At 62.7% G+C, this 16,163-nt stretch carries 18 protein-coding genes; 17 read left to right on the forward strand and 1 reads right to left on the reverse strand.

Annotated elements, in window-relative coordinates:
- Positions 1 to 61: 61 nt before the first annotated feature.
- The 17 genes from GBK02_RS01660 to fabG all read left to right on the forward strand — a co-directional run bounded on the left by GBK02_RS01660 (position 62) and on the right by fabG (position 14,519).
- Positions 62 to 298 (forward strand): acyl carrier protein, encoded by a 237-nt coding sequence (locus GBK02_RS01660; protein ID WP_203468050.1) that lies wholly within the window; start codon positions 62 to 64, stop codon positions 296 to 298.
- A 3-nt stretch (positions 299 to 301) separates the two neighbouring features.
- Entirely contained in the window at positions 302 to 1,552 is a 1,251-nt protein-coding gene (locus GBK02_RS01665; RefSeq protein WP_203468051.1) for a beta-ketoacyl synthase, read from the forward strand.
- Positions 1,553 to 1,597: 45 nt separating this feature from the next.
- The gene (locus GBK02_RS01670) at positions 1,598 to 1,855 is read left to right on the forward strand and encodes a phosphopantetheine-binding protein (protein ID WP_305852118.1); all 258 of its coding nucleotides are present in this window, start codon (positions 1,598 to 1,600) and stop codon (positions 1,853 to 1,855) included.
- The gene (locus tag GBK02_RS01675; RefSeq protein WP_203468053.1) at positions 1,852 to 2,514 is read left to right on the forward strand and encodes a hypothetical protein; all 663 of its coding nucleotides are present in this window, start codon (positions 1,852 to 1,854) and stop codon (positions 2,512 to 2,514) included. Before GBK02_RS01670 ends, GBK02_RS01675 begins: the two co-directional genes overlap by 4 nt.
- Complete coding sequence (locus GBK02_RS01680; protein ID WP_203468054.1) at positions 2,511 to 3,854, forward strand: AMP-binding protein; 1,344 nt, start codon at positions 2,511 to 2,513, stop codon at positions 3,852 to 3,854. Before GBK02_RS01675 ends, GBK02_RS01680 begins: the two co-directional genes overlap by 4 nt.
- The gene (locus GBK02_RS01685; RefSeq protein ID WP_203468055.1) at positions 3,841 to 4,143 is read left to right on the forward strand and encodes a 3-hydroxyacyl-ACP dehydratase FabZ family protein; all 303 of its coding nucleotides are present in this window, start codon (positions 3,841 to 3,843) and stop codon (positions 4,141 to 4,143) included. The genes GBK02_RS01680 and GBK02_RS01685 overlap by 14 nt, the downstream gene beginning before the upstream one ends.
- The gene (locus GBK02_RS01690) at positions 4,140 to 5,045 is read left to right on the forward strand and encodes an acyl-CoA synthetase (RefSeq protein WP_239003120.1); all 906 of its coding nucleotides are present in this window, start codon (positions 4,140 to 4,142) and stop codon (positions 5,043 to 5,045) included. Before GBK02_RS01685 ends, GBK02_RS01690 begins: the two co-directional genes overlap by 4 nt.
- The gene (locus GBK02_RS01695; RefSeq protein WP_203468056.1) at positions 5,042 to 5,611 is read left to right on the forward strand and encodes a LolA-related protein; all 570 of its coding nucleotides are present in this window, start codon (positions 5,042 to 5,044) and stop codon (positions 5,609 to 5,611) included. The genes GBK02_RS01690 and GBK02_RS01695 overlap by 4 nt, the downstream gene beginning before the upstream one ends.
- Positions 5,608 to 7,950: an MMPL family transporter gene (locus GBK02_RS01700; protein ID WP_203468057.1), complete on the forward strand. Its 2,343-nt coding sequence runs from the start codon at positions 5,608 to 5,610 to the stop codon at positions 7,948 to 7,950. The genes GBK02_RS01695 and GBK02_RS01700 overlap by 4 nt, the downstream gene beginning before the upstream one ends.
- Positions 7,947 to 8,594 (forward strand): hypothetical protein, encoded by a 648-nt coding sequence (locus GBK02_RS01705; protein WP_203468058.1) that lies wholly within the window; start codon positions 7,947 to 7,949, stop codon positions 8,592 to 8,594. Before GBK02_RS01700 ends, GBK02_RS01705 begins: the two co-directional genes overlap by 4 nt.
- A gap of 3 nt (positions 8,595 to 8,597) precedes the next feature.
- The gene (locus tag GBK02_RS01710; RefSeq protein WP_203468059.1) at positions 8,598 to 9,398 is read left to right on the forward strand and encodes a polysaccharide deacetylase family protein; all 801 of its coding nucleotides are present in this window, start codon (positions 8,598 to 8,600) and stop codon (positions 9,396 to 9,398) included.
- Positions 9,395 to 10,120: a class I SAM-dependent methyltransferase gene (locus GBK02_RS01715; protein WP_203468060.1), complete on the forward strand. Its 726-nt coding sequence runs from the start codon at positions 9,395 to 9,397 to the stop codon at positions 10,118 to 10,120. Before GBK02_RS01710 ends, GBK02_RS01715 begins: the two co-directional genes overlap by 4 nt.
- Before the next feature lie 17 nt (positions 10,121 to 10,137).
- Positions 10,138 to 11,295 (forward strand): DUF1615 domain-containing protein, encoded by a 1,158-nt coding sequence (locus tag GBK02_RS01720; protein ID WP_239003121.1) that lies wholly within the window; start codon positions 10,138 to 10,140, stop codon positions 11,293 to 11,295.
- 65 nt (positions 11,296 to 11,360) lie between these two features.
- Entirely contained in the window at positions 11,361 to 12,554 is a 1,194-nt protein-coding gene (locus GBK02_RS01725; protein ID WP_239003123.1) for a beta-ketoacyl-[acyl-carrier-protein] synthase family protein, read from the forward strand.
- Positions 12,551 to 13,354 carry a beta-ketoacyl synthase chain length factor gene (locus GBK02_RS01730; RefSeq protein WP_203468063.1) on the forward strand — a complete coding sequence of 268 codons (804 nt, stop codon included), beginning with the start codon at positions 12,551 to 12,553 and terminating at the stop codon, positions 13,352 to 13,354. The genes GBK02_RS01725 and GBK02_RS01730 overlap by 4 nt, the downstream gene beginning before the upstream one ends.
- Positions 13,348 to 13,803: a hotdog family protein gene (locus tag GBK02_RS01735; RefSeq protein WP_203468064.1), complete on the forward strand. Its 456-nt coding sequence runs from the start codon at positions 13,348 to 13,350 to the stop codon at positions 13,801 to 13,803. The genes GBK02_RS01730 and GBK02_RS01735 overlap by 7 nt, the downstream gene beginning before the upstream one ends.
- On the forward strand, positions 13,800 to 14,519 hold the full coding sequence (gene fabG, locus GBK02_RS01740) for a 3-oxoacyl-ACP reductase FabG (protein ID WP_203468065.1): 720 nt from the start codon (positions 13,800 to 13,802) through the stop codon (positions 14,517 to 14,519). The genes GBK02_RS01735 and fabG overlap by 4 nt, the downstream gene beginning before the upstream one ends.
- Here the strand turns inward: fabG and GBK02_RS01745 are convergent.
- Entirely contained in the window at positions 14,516 to 16,138 is a 1,623-nt protein-coding gene (locus GBK02_RS01745; RefSeq protein ID WP_203468066.1) for a PAS domain-containing methyl-accepting chemotaxis protein, read from the reverse strand. The genes fabG and GBK02_RS01745 overlap by 4 nt on opposite strands.
- Positions 16,139 to 16,163 lie beyond the last annotated feature (25 nt).

Genomic DNA, 16,163 nt, shown 5'->3' on the forward strand with positions numbered 1-16,163 from the left:
CCGGGTAAAAAGTGCCTAAATTTTTGTAAATATAAGCCATTCGGCTAAAATGCTGCCCACTATGGATTCTCTTGGCCTGATCCGCGAATTTCTTCATGACCGACTGGGGATTTCCCCGGATACGGTCGTTCCCGACGCTCCCCTGGATGATCTGGGGGTCGATTCGCTGATGCTGCTCGAATTGATGTTCGAGTTTGAAGACCGTTTCGGCATCACGCTTTCCAAAGATCTGAAAAGCCCGAAAACCGTTGGCGAAATGGCGACGCTGATGGATCAACTCCGCAGCGAACAGAGCTGAGCGATGAGCCAGCGGCGGGTAGCAATCACCGGGCTGGGTCTGATCAGCCCCTACGGCGGCGACCTGCCCGACTTCTTTGCGCGTCTGCTCGCCGGTGAATCTGCCGTACGGTATTTGCTGACCGACGACATTCCCCGCCCCCTGAGCATTCCTTTTGTCAGTTGCCCGGCTTTCGACGCCGATGCGACGCTCGGTCGGCCGCTGGCCGGCACCATGGACCGCTTCGCCCAGCTCGGCACCGCAGCCGCCTTCGATGCCTGGCAAGATGCCGGCCTGTTGCGCGGTCAACCCGCTGAAAACCGCGAAAACTGGGGCGTCGCCTGGGGTACCGCGCTAGGCGGCACGCTGGCTTATGAAAAAGGCTATCGCGAACTGTGGCAGAAGGGTCGCGAGCGCGTCTCACCGCTCTCGGTCATCCTCGGCATGAACAACGCGGCCAATGCCCACATTTCGATCCAGCTCGGGCTAGGCGGTGTCAGCATGAGCCATACCGTTGCCTGCGCCTCGTCAGCCATCGCCATCGGCGAAGCTTTCCGACGCGTGCGCAGCGGTGAAGCAACGATCATGCTGACCGGTGGCTCCGATGTCCCGCAAGCCTACGGCGTGGCCCGTGCCTGGGAAGCGCTGCGCGTCATGGCCAGCGGCGATGAAACAAGCTCACCAACCGCCTGCCGGCCCTTCAGCGCCGACCGGACCGGACTGGTCCTCGGCGAGGGTGGGGCGGCGCTGGTGCTCGAAGACTGGGAACACGCCGTGGCGCGCGGCGCCCGCATCCACGCTGAACTGGTCGGCTATGGCACAAGCTGTGACCACAGCCACCTGGTTCGCCCGGAAGCGGCCGGCCAGGTTCGCGCATTGCATGCAGCCCTGGCCGACGGCGGCCTGCTGGCCGACGAGATCGATTACGTCAATGCGCACGGTACGGCAACCGCCGAAGGCGACCCGGTCGAAATCTCGGCCCTGAAAGCCGTTTTTGGCGAGCGTGCCAGCCGCCTGGCCGTCAGCGCCACCAAGTCCATGCACGGCCACCAGCTCGGCGCAGCCGGTGCGATCGAAGCGATCATCACGGTCCTTGCCCTGCGCGAACAGGCCATTCCGCCGACCGCTCACCTGAACCAGGCTGATCCGGCCTGCCTTGGCGTCGACCACGTTACGACGGCGCGGCGCGGCAAGCCCCTGCGCGCCGCCTTGTCCAATTCCTTCGCTTTTGGCGGCAGCAACGCGGTGCTCGCGTTTCGCAGCGTCAATGCCTAGTTCACGGAAATCACTGCGATGACCCAAGACTCTGCCCAACAAGCCATCGAAGCACTTTTGCCGGAAGTGGCCGAACTGATCATTTCAGCGCTCAACCTCGACCTGGCCGCCGATGAAATCGAAGCCGATGCCCCGCTGTTCGGCGATGGCCTGGGGCTGGATTCAATCGACATTCTTGAACTGGCGCTGGTTATTTCGAAACGTTATGGTTTCCAGTTACGTTCGGACAACGAAGACAATATTCGTATTTTCTCGTCACTGCGCGCCCTGGCAACCCATATCGCCAGCCAGCGAACGAAATGACCGGGTTGGGCCCGACCGCCATTCTGCGCGGTCTTGCGGTCGGCCTGCTGGTCGTCGCCTGGGCTGTGCTGGCCCACTACGGCAGCGCCGGCGACAGCCCCTCCGACCTCTCTGCCGCACTGGCCTGTGCGCCGCTCCTGGCGATTGTCGTCATCGTCCTCTGGCGCGTCGGCAGCCCCCTGCGGGTCACACTCGGCAGCCTGGCCATGCTTGCCGTGCTGATCTGGCAGTGGCCGCTGCTGCGTCAGAACATCGCGCTGCTCTACTTTATCCAGCACGTCGGGACGAATCTGGCGCTCGGCACCCTGTTCGGCCGTACCTTGTTGCAAGGTCACGTGCCGCTCGTCACCCATTTCGCCCGACTGGCCCACGATGGCGTCATTTCGCCGATCAAGGAAAAATACACGCGGCGCGTGACGATCGCCTGGACAAGCTATTTCATGCTGACCGCGCTGATCTCCGCCATCCTGTTCGTCTTCGCCCCGGCGAGCGTGTGGTCGACCTTCGCCAACCTGCTTGGCACCGTATTGATCGCCCTGATGTTCGTCATCGAACATCTTGTACGGCGGCACGCACTGCCGCCGGAAGATCAGTCGAGCATCGCTGACACCATCCGCGGCTATCGCCTTTCCACCCGCCAAAAGACAGAAAGTTCATGAGCCTGGTTCCGCTCCTCGCCCCCGCGCCACTCGATGATATTTTTGCCTGGCGGCAGAACGGCCCGGTCAGCATTGCCGACTTTCTGGCCGACACATTCGCCCTGGCTGCCCGTTTGCCGGCCGGCCGGCACATGCTCAACCTGTGCCAGGACCGCTATCGTTTCACGGTCGGTCTGGCGGCCGGCCTGGTCAGCGACAGGATCAGCCTGCAGCCCGCCTCGCAATCGCCCGAAACACTGCGCCAGATACAAGCCGCCAGCCCCGATGTTTTCTGCCTGTGCGACAACGATTTCGACAGCCTCGATCTGCCGCGTCTCGATTTTCCCGAACTTGGCGCGGTCGACCGCGAAAATATCGGTGAAATCCCGCTCATCCCGGCCAACCGGACTGCCGTCCGGCTGTACACCTCCGGCTCGACCGGCACGCCGGTTGCCCACGACAAGACCTGGGGTTTCATCGTCCAGAGCGCCTATGCCGAAGCCGAGCGGCTGGGCATCAACCGGCAAGTACATCACGTTGTCGGCACCGTTCCCGCCCAGCACAGCTTCGGTTTCGAATCGACCGTGCTGCTTGCGATGCATGCCCAAGCCCCGTTCTGGGCCGGCAAGCCGTTTTATCCGCAGGATATCGTTGCCGCGCTGAACGCCGTACCGCAACCCCGGATGCTGGTCACCACGCCGTTCCATCTCTCCGCACTGCTCGCCGCCGGCCTCGAACTGCCGCCGGTTGCACTGATCCTTTCGGCCACCGCACCGCTGTCGGCCCAATTGGCTCGGGATGCCGAGGCAAGCTTTGGCGCGCCGCTCTACGAAATCTACGGCTCGACAGAGACGGGGCAGGTCGCCAGCCGCCAGACAACGGCCGACCAAGCCTGGAAGTTGCTGCCCGACGTTCGCTTGCGCCAGGAAGAGGACGTCACCTTTGCCTCAGGCGGTCATATCGAACGTGAAATCGCCTTGTCCGATGTCATCGAGATCCTGCCTGACGGCTGTTTCATCCTGCATGGCCGCCATGCCGACCTGATCAACATCGCCGGCAAACGCACTTCGCTGGCCTACCTCAATCATCAGATCTGCGCCGTGCCCGGCGTCTCCGATGCAGCTTTCTTCCTGCCCGACGAACTGAACCCGGACGGCATCACCCGGCTATGCGCCTTCGTCGTCGCCCCCGGCCTGAACAGCCGCCAGTTGCAGGCCGAACTGCGCCAGCGCGTCGATCCGATTTTCCTGCCGCGTCCGGTCGTCTTCATGGATGCACTGCCGCGCAACAGCACCGGCAAGCTACCGCGCAAGCAGTTGCTCGAACTGTTCAACGAAAAGGTCGGACATGTCGAGCGCTGATTACCACTGGTCCGTACCGGCCGATCATCCGAGCTTTGCCGGTCATTTCCCTGGTCGTCCGATCGTGCCCGGCGTTGTGCTGCTCGATCAGGCCATCCGGTTCACCGAGCAGTTGCTGGAACGCCCGGTTTCCGGCTGGCAAATCGGCAACGCCAAGTTTCTCAGCCCGGTCGCCCCGCAGGAAGAACTGACCTTCAGCCTGTTGACCAAGCCGAGCGGCGCCATCGCCTTTACCGTCCGCGCCGCCGGACGTGACGTTGCCTCCGGCAGCCTGACACCGGCGCCATGACCCGGCCGGCCACGCCAAGCTGGCTGCGTCAGCAGGAACGCAGCAACCTCGCCATCCTCCGCCTGATGGTCTGGATTTCGCTGACCTTCGGCCGGGCCATCGGCCGCGTCGTGCTCTACGGCATCACCGCCTATTACGTACTTTTTGCGCCGCGCGCCCGCCACTTCAGCCGTGAATATCTGCACCGTGCGCTCGGCCGCTGGGCGGAATGGTCAGACGGCTTTCGTCACGTCTTCAGCTTCGCCAGCACCATTCACGACCGTATCTATCTGCTCAACGACCGTTTCGACCTGTTCGACATCGAAGTCATCGGCGCCGACCCGGTGCATGAACTGGCTGCCGCCCAAACCGGTGCAGTGCTGATCGGCGCCCATCTCGGCAGCTTTGAAGTATTGCGCGCCGTCGGCCGGGGCAGGGCAGGGCTCAAGGTCGCCATGCTGATGTACGAGGAAAATGCCCGCAAGATCAACGCCACGCTGGAGGCGATCAACCCGGCGGCAACCCAGGACATCATCTCGCTCGGCCGTATGGAATCGATGCTCGAAGCCCGCGACAAACTCGATCAAGGCTACCTTGTCGGCATTCTTGCCGACCGCAGCCTGAGTGACGATCCCACGGTCGACTGCGAATTTCTCGGCGAAATGGCCCCATTTCCGGTCGGCCCCTTCCGCCTCGCCGCGATGCTGCGCCGTCCGGTGTTCTTCATGACCGGCCTTTACCTGGGCGGCAACCACTACCGGATACACTTCGAAGCGCTGGCTGATTTCACCGACACGCCGCGCAGCGAACGCGATGCCGCGATTCGCGCCGCGCAGCAGCATTACGCCGACCGGCTGAGCCACTATTGCCGCCTGGCACCTTACAACTGGTTCAACTTCTTCGATTTCTGGCAGAAAAAATGATCAAGCGACTTTTTGCCGGCCTCATTCTCGCGGCACTCACCCTCCCGGCCCTGGCCGCCTTCGACCTCGGCCAGCTGATGGGCGAACTGGCCCGCCACAAAGGCGGCAAGGCCCGTTTCGTCGAGAAAAAATACCTTGCCGTACTCGACAAGCCGGTCGTCTCCAGCGGCGAAATGAGCTACACCGCCCCCGACCGGCTGGAAAAACGCACGCTGACACCCAAGGTTGAAACCCTGCTGCTCGACAAGGACATGCTCAGCATCGAGCGCGAAAAGCAGAAACTGACAATCAACCTGAGCAACCAGCCGGAAGCGCTGGCCTTCATCGACAGCATTCGCGGCACACTGACCGGCAACCGCGCCGCGCTGGAGAAAAACTACGCGCTCTTCCTGGCCGGCAATCTGGATAAATGGACGCTGACGCTGTTGCCGAGCGACCCAAAGATTGCCGCCCTGGTGCAGCGCATTACCGTCAGCGGCAGCAAGAACCAGATCCGCAACATTGAGTACCTGCAGGCCGACGGCGACCGTTCGGTGATGAGCATCGAACCGATCGACAACCGATGAGCCCCGCCCGCCGCAGCTTTCTACTCTGGCTGCTGGCCATGCTGGCCGGCGCTGCAATCGTCTGGCACAGCCGGTTTACCGCCGACATGTCGTTCTTCCTGCCGTCCAAGCCGACGGCCGAGCAACAGGTGCTGGTCGATCAGCTCAAGGAAGGGGCAGTGGCCCGATTGCTGATGGTCGCGATCAGCGGCGGCGATGTTGAACAACGCGCCACCTTGTCGCGCGATTTGCGCGGTCGACTCGGCAAAATGCCCGAATTCGCTTCGGTTCAGAATGGTCAAAGTGGCAGCGAATCAGCCGACCGCGACTTTCTATTCAAGCACCGCTATCTGCTCAGCCCGAGCGTCCGGCCCGAACGTTTCACGGTCGACGGCCTGAAAAATGCCATTTCGAACAGCATCGACCTACTTGCCTCGCCGGCCGGCATGATGCTCAAGCCGCTGCTGACCAGCGACCCGACCGGCGAACTGGTCGATATCCTCAGCCAGCTCAATGCCGGCGCCCAGCCTGCCAGCCGGGCCGGCGTCTGGGCCTCGCGTGACGGCGAACGCGCCATGCTGCTGATCCAGACCCGTGCCCTCGGCTCCGATACCGATGGCCAGGAAAACGCCATCCAGCTGATTCGCCAGCAGTTCGCCGAGAGCCGGACGGCAAGCGGCCTGAGCGATGCCCGCCTGGCACTCTCCGGCCCCGGCCTGTTCGCGGTCAATTCGCGAGCCACGATCAAGGATGAAGTCAGCCAGCTGTCGCTGATCAGCAGCGTCGCCATCATTGCCGTGCTGTTCTTCGTCTATCGCTCCTTCCGGCTCCTCACGCTCGGCCTGTTGCCCGTCGTTTCCGGTGCGCTGGCCGGCGTCGTCGCCGTCAGCCTGGCTTACGGCACGGTTTTCGGCATCACCGTTGGCTTCGGTTCGGCGCTGATCGGCGAGGCCGTCGATTACTCGATCTACTACTTCGTGCAATCCAGCCGGATGGGCGTCGATGCCTGGCGCGAACGTTTCTGGCCAACCATCCGGCTTGGCGTACTGACCTCGATTTCCGGCTTTGCCGCCTTGCTCTTTTCCGGCTTTCCCGGCCTGGCCCAACTCGGCTTGTATTCGCTGGCCGGCGTCCTGACCGCGGCACTGGTCACTCGCTTCGTACTGCCACAACTAGCCGGCACAACGATAGAACGCCGCGATCTGACGCCACTCGGCCATCTGCTGGAACGCAGCATCGGACAAGTCCAGCGACTGCGCTGGCCCATGCTCGCACTGGCAATCGCGGCGGCCGCAACGCTTTATCTTGACCGCGATTCACTGTGGAACCCTGAATTGTCGGCCCTCAGCCCGGTCAGCCAGGCCGATCAGCAAGTCGATCTCGCACTGCGCGCCGACATGGCCGCACCGGATTCGCGCTACCTTGTCGTGATCAATGCCGCAGACCAGGAAACCGCCCTGCAAATGGCCGAACGTACCGGCTTGCAGCTGGATCGCCTGGTCGAGCGCGGGCTGCTCGGCGGCTACGACAGCCCGACCCGTTTCCTGCCGAGCCAGCTGAGCCAGGCCCAGCGGCAAGCCAGTCTGCCGTCAAACGATGAGCTTGCACTCCGCCTCAAGGCCGTGCTGCAGGATGCGCCGCTGGCCGCCAGCAAACTCGATCGCTTTCTTGCCGATATCGAATCGACCCGCCGGCAACCGAAAATCACACCGGCCTCGCTGGCCGGTACGCAGCTGGCCCTCGCGGTCGATGCCATGCTGCTCAAGCATGCCAAGGGCTGGAGCGTCCTGCTGCCGCTGCGCCCGCCACAAGACGGAAGCGCAATGATCGATGCCGCGGCCGTGCGTGCCGCGCTGACAGAAGACACAGCCGGGCAGGCACTGTTCATCGACATGAAGGGCGAGTTCGACAAGCTTTACAACGATTACCTGCACGAAGCATCGCAACTTTCGCTGGCCGGCCTGATCGGCATCATCCTGTTGCTCGCCATCACCCTGCGTTCGCCGCGCCGGCTCGGGCGTGTCCTGCTGCCGCTGATTCTTGCCGTATTGATCGTCATTGGCGGCTTGCACCTGCTCGGCGAACGCCTGCACCTGTTGCACCTGATCGGCATGCTGCTGATTGTCGCGGTCGGTTCCAATTACGCCCTGTTTTTCGACCGGGCCGATGAGACGACCGGCCCCGATCCGGAAACACTGGCTTCGATGCTGGTCGCCAACCTGACCACAGCGATCGGTTTCGGCACGCTCGGCCTGTCCAACGTGCCGATCCTGCACGCCGTCGGCGTGACAGTCGGCCCCGGCGCCGTGCTGGCATTGCTGCTGGCAGCGATATTCGCGCCGCGTGGAACCACCGGATGAGCCCGACGCTACGGACCATCCAGCAGTGTTCGAGCGCATCGACACTGATGGTGCTGTTGCCCGGCGCCTATATGAAGCCGGAAGACTACGTCACGGCTGGTTTTTTCAGCCGCGTCACGGATCTCGGCCTGAAGCTCGACCTTGTCGCGGTCGACCTCGATCTGGCGCAAATTTCCAGTGGCACGGCACTACCGGCGCTCCAGGCGCAGATCATCGCGCCGGCCCGAGAGCAGGGCTACCGTCAAATCTGGCTCGGCGGCATTTCGCTCGGCGGCCTGCTGACGCTGTGCCACAACGCCGATACACCCGGCGCCTTCGATGGCCTGTGCCTGCTCGCGCCTTACCCCGGCTCGCGACTGACAACCAATGCGATTGCCCGGGCCGGCGGTCTGGCGCAATGGCAGCCGACGCCCGAGCAACTCGATGACCCTGAATTTCGTGCCTGGCAGTGGCTGAAAAACCCACCGGCCGGACTTCCCGTATTCGTCGGTTACGGCAGCGAAGACCGCTTTGCCGACGGAATGCGCCAGATTGCCGAATGCTTCCCCGATCACGCTTCGCTGGCCGTTCCCGGCGGCCATGAATGGCCGGTATGGCAGGTTTTGTGGGACCATTTCCTGCACAGTGACTTATTCCCCAGATAAACGATGCCCCGTTCCTGGTCGCCCAATCTCACCCTCAAACTGACACTGGCCACCCATCTGGCGGCCGTATTCAGCCTGTTCGCCCTGCCTGCGGGCTGGCCATGGGCGGTCGCCGCACTCATCGTCAATCACGCCATCATCACCTTGGCTGGTCTTCTGCCACGCTGCAACTGGCTCGGTCCGACCCTGACCCGGTTGCCGGAAAGCGCCTGCCGGCGTGGTGAAATCGCCTTGACCATCGACGATGGTCCCGACCCCGAGGTTACCCCCCAGGTGCTCGACATGCTCGATGGCGCCGGGGTCAAAGCCAGTTTCTTCTGCATCGGACGGCATGCCCGGCAATATCCGGCCCTCTGCCGCGAAATCGTGGCACGCGGCCACAGCATCGAGAATCATGGCGAGGCTCATGCCTGGCACTTTTCCCTGTTCGGCTACCGGCGCATGAAGGCCGATATTTCAAGCGCCCAGGCCATCCTCGGCGAACTTGCCGGCCAGCCGCCACGCTTTTTCCGGCCGACCGCCGGCTTGCGCAATCCCTTCCTCGACCCGGTCCTGACCCATCTAGGCTTGCAACTGGCCGCCTGGACACGGCGCGGCTACGACACATGCGAGGCAGATCCGGCCATCGTGCTTGGCCGGCTTTGCCAAAATCTCGCCGCCGGCGACATTCTGCTCATTCACGACGGCAATAGCGCACGCAACAGCGCCGGCCAACCCGTCATTCTTTCCGTTCTGCCCAAGCTGCTGCATGAAATCCGCGCAGCCGGACTGACCCCCGTAACCCTTCCCGCCGCCCTGACATGACCTCCCGCTTCCTGCAAACCCTGCTCGACGATGCCAGTCGCCCCTTTCGCAACGGTAGCCGCTTCGCCTACCACTACGCACGCGGCAAACTTTCCTCCGATTGCATCTTCCGCGAACTGCTCAAGCGCGGCATTTTCCCGGCTCAAGGGCGTTTTCTCGACCTCGGCTGCGGTCAGGGCAGTTTGTTTGCCTGGCTGCTGGCCGCCCGCAAGCTGTACGAACAGGGCAACTGGCCGGCTGATTGGGCGCCGGCGCCGCAGCCGCTGGCACTGCTCGGCTACGAATTGATGCAAAAGGATGTCGACCGCGCCAGCCAGGCTTTCGGGCTGGATCACCCGATTGTGAGCATTCGCCAGGGCGACATGTGCAAGGTCGATTTCGGTCAGGCCGATGTCGTGACCATCCTCGATGCCCTGCATTACGTCGATCACGCGCGCCAGAAAGATGTACTCAAGCGCATCCGTGCCGCCCTGCCGCCGGGCGGCCTGTTCCTGACCCGCGTCGGCGACAAGGGCGCCGGCCTGCCGTACCACATCTGCAACTGGGTCGATCATGCCGTGACCTTCGTTCGCGGCCATCGCCTGCCGACCCTGTATGGCCGCAAGCTGGTCGAATGGGTTGAACTGCTGAAAAGCCTCGGCTTTGTCGTCGAAACGCTGCCGATGAATGAAGGCAAACCTTTCGCCAACATCATGCTGATCTGCCGCGTTCCCGCCGCCTGATCCCCGGCATGCGCCCGATGCTTTTCCGATGGCTGCCGCTGCTTGTGCTGGCTGGCTGTACATCGATCGACAATCCGCCTGGGCCGGTTCTGCCCGGCGACATGGCGACACCCAGCGGGCAAGCACGCACCATTCCGTGGTCCGAATTGCCGGAAGCCGAACTGCGCCAGCGCATCGCCCGGCTGATTCCGGCCAACGTCAAGGATAGGGCCGGCTGGGCCGGCGATCTGCACACCGCCTACACGCACCTGAATATTCCGGCCGCTGCGCAAACCTACTGCGCCAGCATTGCCGTGATCGAGCAGGAATCGACTTTCCAGGCCGACCCGGTCGTCCCCGGATTGCCCGATATCGTCTGGCGAGGCCTGGAAGAGCGCGTCGGCAAATTCGGCATGCCCAAATTCGTGCTCCGGGCGGTGCTGCAAAAGACCTCGCCGGATGGCAAAACCTATGCCGACCGGATCAATGCGCTGAAAACCGAAAAACAGCTCAACGCGCTGTACGAAGACATGATTGCCGAACTGCCTTTCGGCCAGCGCTGGCTGAAAGACTACAACCCGGTACACACCGCCGGGCCGATGCAGGTCAGCATCGCCTTCGCCGAGGAACATGCGCGGGAAAAACCTTATCCCTATCCCCTCGGCAAAAACATCCGCGATGAGGTGTTCACCCGGCGCGGTGGCGTTTATTTCGGTGCCGCCATCCTGCTCGATTATCCGGCCCCCTACGACGATGTGCTTTACCGCTTCGCCGATTTCAACGCCGGTCGCTACAGCAGCCGGAATGCCGCCTTCCAGGCCGCCTTGAATCGCTTGACCAGGCAAACGCTCAGCCTGGATGGCGATCTGCTGCGCTATGAAAAAGGCAGGGCAAGCGCCACCCCGAGCAGCGTCGAAGCCGCGCTGGGCGACCTGGCTGCGCGCCTGCAAATGAATCGGGCCGAAATCCGGCGCGACCTGCTCCTCGAAAAATCAGCCGGTTTCGGCGACAGCCCGCTGTTCAACCGGCTGTTCCGGCTGGCCGAAGTTTCGGCCGGGCGCTTGCTGCCGCGTCAACAAATGCCACAGATCGATCTCAAAAGCCCGAAAATCAGCCGTCAGCTGACCACAGAATGGTTTGCCCGGCGCGTCGAAGGGCGTTACCGCACTTGCCTGGGCCGGGCCGAGACGAACTGAACGGGCAGCCAACCGGGGGCAGGCCCCTCTGATAAAATTCACTGTTCATGAATTCGAGGTCCGCCGTGTCCCCGCTCCTTCTTTCCTGCTACACCGCAACCACCACGCTCGGCCACGGGCTTGATGCAACGCTGGCTGGCCTGCGCGATGGCCGCAGCGGCCTGAAACCCTGCGATTTCGAAACCGTCGATCTCGATACCTGGATCGGCGAAGTCACTGCGGTCGACGCCCAGAAACTGCCCGAATCGCTTACCCGCTACGATTGCCGCAACAACCGCCTGGCCCAGTTGGCACTGGAACAGGATGGCTTCGCAAGCCATGTCCGGGCCGCCATTGCCCGCTACGGCAAGACCCGCGTCGGCATTTTCCTCGGCACCAGCACGGCCGGCATCCTGCAAACCGAGCAGGCCTATCGCCGACGCGATCCGGTCAGCGGCGCCCTGCCGGAAGATTTCATCTATCGCACGACACACAATGCCTTTTCGGTCGCCGAATTCACCCGCGACTATTTCGCGCTCGAAGGCCCGGCCCTGGCGATTTCAACGGCTTGCTCATCGAGCGCCAAGGTCTTTGCTGCAGCGGCCCGTCAATTGGCGCTGGGGACCATCGATGCGGCCATCGTCGGCGGCGTGGACAGCCTGTGCCTGACGACATTGCACGGCTTTGCCTCGCTGCAACTGACTTCGTCGGCACCATGCCGGCCTTACGACGCGACGCGCAACGGCATTTCGGTCGGTGAGGGTGCCGCCTTTGCGCTGCTCGAACGCTTGCCGGCCGATACGCCGTCGGGCGCCGTCCTGCTGCTCGGCACCGGCGAATCAAGCGACGCCTATCACATGTCCTCACCGCACCCGGAAGGACTGGGCGCACGCCTGGCCATGGAAGCGGCGTTGCGCTCGGCCGGCCTGCAGACCGGCGATATCGATTACATCAATCTGCACGGCACCGCCACGCCGGCCAACGATGCGGCAGAAGGTAAGGCGGTTGCCGCACTGTTCGGCAATCGCGTTCCCTGCAGCTCGATCAAGGGTGCGACCGGCCATACGCTGGGCGCGGCCGGTGCGGTCGAAGCGATTGTCTGCGCCCTGGCGCTGACCCACGATCTGCTACCGGGCAGCCCGAATACCGGAACGCCGGACCCGGCCATTCCCATCGACTACCTGCTGAATAGCCGTCCGGCCAAGGTTCGTCATGCGCTGACCAACTCCTTCGGCTTCGGCGGCAGCAATTGCAGCCTTGTTTTTGGAGTCGCACCATGACCCCGACCCCCCTGACCGTCTGGATCGAAGGTATCGGCCTGCTCGCCCCCGGCCTGCCCGACTGGGCAAGCGCCTGCAGCATTTTGCGCGGCGCTGCGCCGTACACCGCAGCACCATCGATTCTGCCGGTACCAAGCATCCTGCCACCGGCCGAACGTCGGCGGGCCAGCCGCTTGGTCAAACTGACCCTGGCCATCGGCCTTGAAACCGCCGCCAATGCGGGCGCCGATGTCAGCCAGCTGGCTACCGTCTTTGCCGCATCCGGCGCTGACGGTCACAACTGCCACGCCTTGTGCGAACAACTGGCCAGCGATGATCGCCAGGTTTCGCCGACCCGTTTTCATAACTCGGTGCATAACGCCGGCGCCGGCTACTGGGGAATTGCCACCCAATCGATGGCTCCCAGCCAGGTGATCGGCGCCTTCGACGCCGGCTTCGGTGCCGGACTGCTCGATACGCTCGGCCAAGTGATTGTCGACCGGCAAGCCACCATGCTCGTCGCCTACGACAGCGAATATCCGGAACCCTTGTTCAGCAAGCGCGACACCCCCGATTGCGCCGGTCTCGGCCTGTTGCTGACGCCGGAAAAGACCGAGCGCTCGGTGGCCCGGATCATGGTCACGCCAAGTACGGAAGCGGCTGAAAAAATGGCCGACGCCGGGCTGGAAAACCTGCGCACCAGCATCCCCGCATTACGCTGCCTGCCGCTGTTGCAAAGGCTGGCCCGTGGCGAATACGGTCCGGTTTGCATCGACTATCTGCCGCCGATGCAGTTGTCCATCGACCTGCAGCCATGCTGACACTCGACCACGACTGGATCGCCCGACGCATTCCCCACCATGGCGACATGTGTCTGCTCGATGCCGTGGTCGACTGGTCGGAAACGGCCATTTCCTGCCGCGCCACCAGTCATGCCGACCCTGCCAACCCGCTGCGTGCCGCAGACCGGCTTGGTGCAGCCAACGGCATCGAATATGCCGCCCAGGCGATGGCCGTACACGGCGCCTTACTCGCCGGCACCAGCGACAGACCGCGCCAGGGCTACCTGACCAGCGTGCGCGGCGTCACCCTGCATGTCGCCCGGCTCGACGATCTGGCCGGCGAGTTGTGCGTCCAGGCCGAACGCCTGTCCGGCGACAGCAACCATATCCTCTATCAGTTTTCACTCAGCCATGACGGCCGCTGCCTGCTTGAAGGCCGTGCCGCCGTCGTGCTCGATGCCGATGCGCTCGGCAAGGAAAATCCATGAAACGTGCGCTCGTCACTGGCGGTAGCGGCGGCATCGGTGCTGCCATCTGCAAACGCCTGGCCAAGGATGGCCTGCATGTCATCGTCCATGCCAACCGCAGTCTCGACAAGGCAGCCGCCGTTGTAGCAGAAATCGCCGCTATCGGCGGTAGCGCCGAAGCCGTGGCCTTCGATGTCACCGATCGCGCGGCCACTGCCGCTGCCTTGGCCACGCTGCTCGAAGCAGGGAGCATCCAGATTCTGGTCAACAATGCCGGCATTCACGCCGATGCCGTTTTCCCCGGTATGTCGGGCGAACAATGGGATAGCGTGGTCGACGTCTCGCTGAACGGCTTTTTCAACGTTACCCAGCCGCTGACCATGCCGATGATTCGCACTCGCTGGGGACGCATCATCACCATTTCATCAATCGCCGGGATTACCGGCAACCGCGGCCAGGTCAATTATTCGGCGGCCAAGGGCGCCTTGCATGCGGCCAGCAAATCGCTGGCACTTGAGCTGGCCAGCCGCAATGTCACGGTCAACGCCGTGGCGCCGGGCATTATCGCGACCGACATGATCGCCGGCGCGTTCGATGTGGAAACGATCAAATCCATCGTCCCGATGAAACGTGCCGGCCGCCCGGAAGAAGTCGCCGATCTCGTCGCCTTCCTCGCCTCCGAGCACGCAGCCTATATTTCCGGGCAGGTCATCTCGATCAACGGCGCGATGATCTAGCCGATAAACTTGAAGTGCTTGACCAGTTCCTTCAGGTCATTCGACGCCGCACTCATTTCACCGGCCTGATCGCGCATCCGGCTGATCGCAGCAACACTCTGATCGACGCCGGCCACAATCGACTCAGCCTGCCGGACGACATCTTCTGCAGCCACGCTCTGTTCGCGAGTCGCCAGGGCAATATCGCGCGATAAACCAGACACCACGCAGCCATGTGTCGTGACTTCCTGCAGGCCTTGTTGAGCCAGCACCATGGCGCGATCCGTGGTCGACACGAAATTTCCGGCATTTTCCATTTCGCTGACGGCCAATTGGGTGACGCGCTGAATTTCCGAAACAGTCGTGGTGATCTCCCGCGTTTGCTGGCTGGCTCGTTCGGCCAGCTTGCGCACCTCGTCGGCAACAACCGCAAATCCACGACCGGCTTCACCGGCCCGTGCCGCCTCGATCGCCGCATTCAGGGCCAGCAGATTGGTCTGGTCGGAAATCTCTTCAATCGTCCGGGTCACCGTACCGATCGCATGAATCGACTTGAACAATTCAGCCATCGTATTGCCGGCCTGGGATACCGTGGCAACCACATTGGCCGAGGCCTGCCGGCTGAGATCCATCTGGCTACCGGCATCGCCGACCAGCCGCTGGGAATTGTTCACCGCCTCGGCGGCATGCATCGCGCCGTTCGACACTTCGGCAATCGATGCATTGATCTGCTCGATGGCTGCGGCGATCCTGGTCACCGCCTCCGACTGCACTTCCGATACGGCATGCGTTTCGCTGGCCTGGACCGATAGCTGGTCGCAGTTACCGGAAACAATCTCAGCCGCCCCGGCAATCTCGGCAATCATGATTTTCAAATGCGTCTGCATGACGACCAGCGCATCATTCAACTTGCCCAGTTCATCAACGCGATGCAGCGGAATCGTATCGGTCAGATCGCCCTGGGTAATATGGTTCAGGCGACTGGCAATCCGGCCGGTAATGTCGAAAACCTTGTTTTGTACGGCCATCAACCCCAAACCAACGGCAATACTGGAGATGCCAAGAAAGCGCAGCAGGTGAGTCGTCGTTTCGTGACTGAAACCGAAATCGGCCCCGAACAGATTGATCGCCCCGCCGAGGATATTGGCCAGGACCATGAAGCTGACAGCCCCGAAAAACTTGCTCCGCAGGCTGGTTTTTTGCCACAGGCCCGGCGTCGGCAAGCGGGCGGCACCGGCATTCAGTTTCTGATATAGCGCATCGGCCTGGGCGATTTGCTCGCGGCTCGGTTTGTGGCGAACCGACATGTAACCGGTAATCCGGTCTGCCTGAATCACTGGAACAACCAGTGCATCGACCCAATAAAAATCGCCGTTCTTGCAACGGTTCTTGACGATGCCACGCCACGGCCGACCAGCCTTCACCGTCGTCCACAGGTCAGCAAAAGCCTGGGGAGGCATGTCGGGATGGCGCACCAGGTTATGGTTCGTCCCGATCAGCTCAGCCATGCTGAAGCCGCTCATCTCAACGAACACGCTGTTCGCCGTGGTGATTATTCCCTTGAGATCGGTCCGTGAGACAAGGTATTTACCGTCAGGAAACGGCCTTTCGATTTGCGTGACCGGCAGATTCTTTTTCATGCGCCCAACCCTCTATTTCTTTTGT

This window comes from Dechloromonas sp. TW-R-39-2, assembly GCF_016864195.1.
Taxonomy (GTDB): domain Bacteria; phylum Pseudomonadota; class Gammaproteobacteria; order Burkholderiales; family Rhodocyclaceae; genus Azonexus.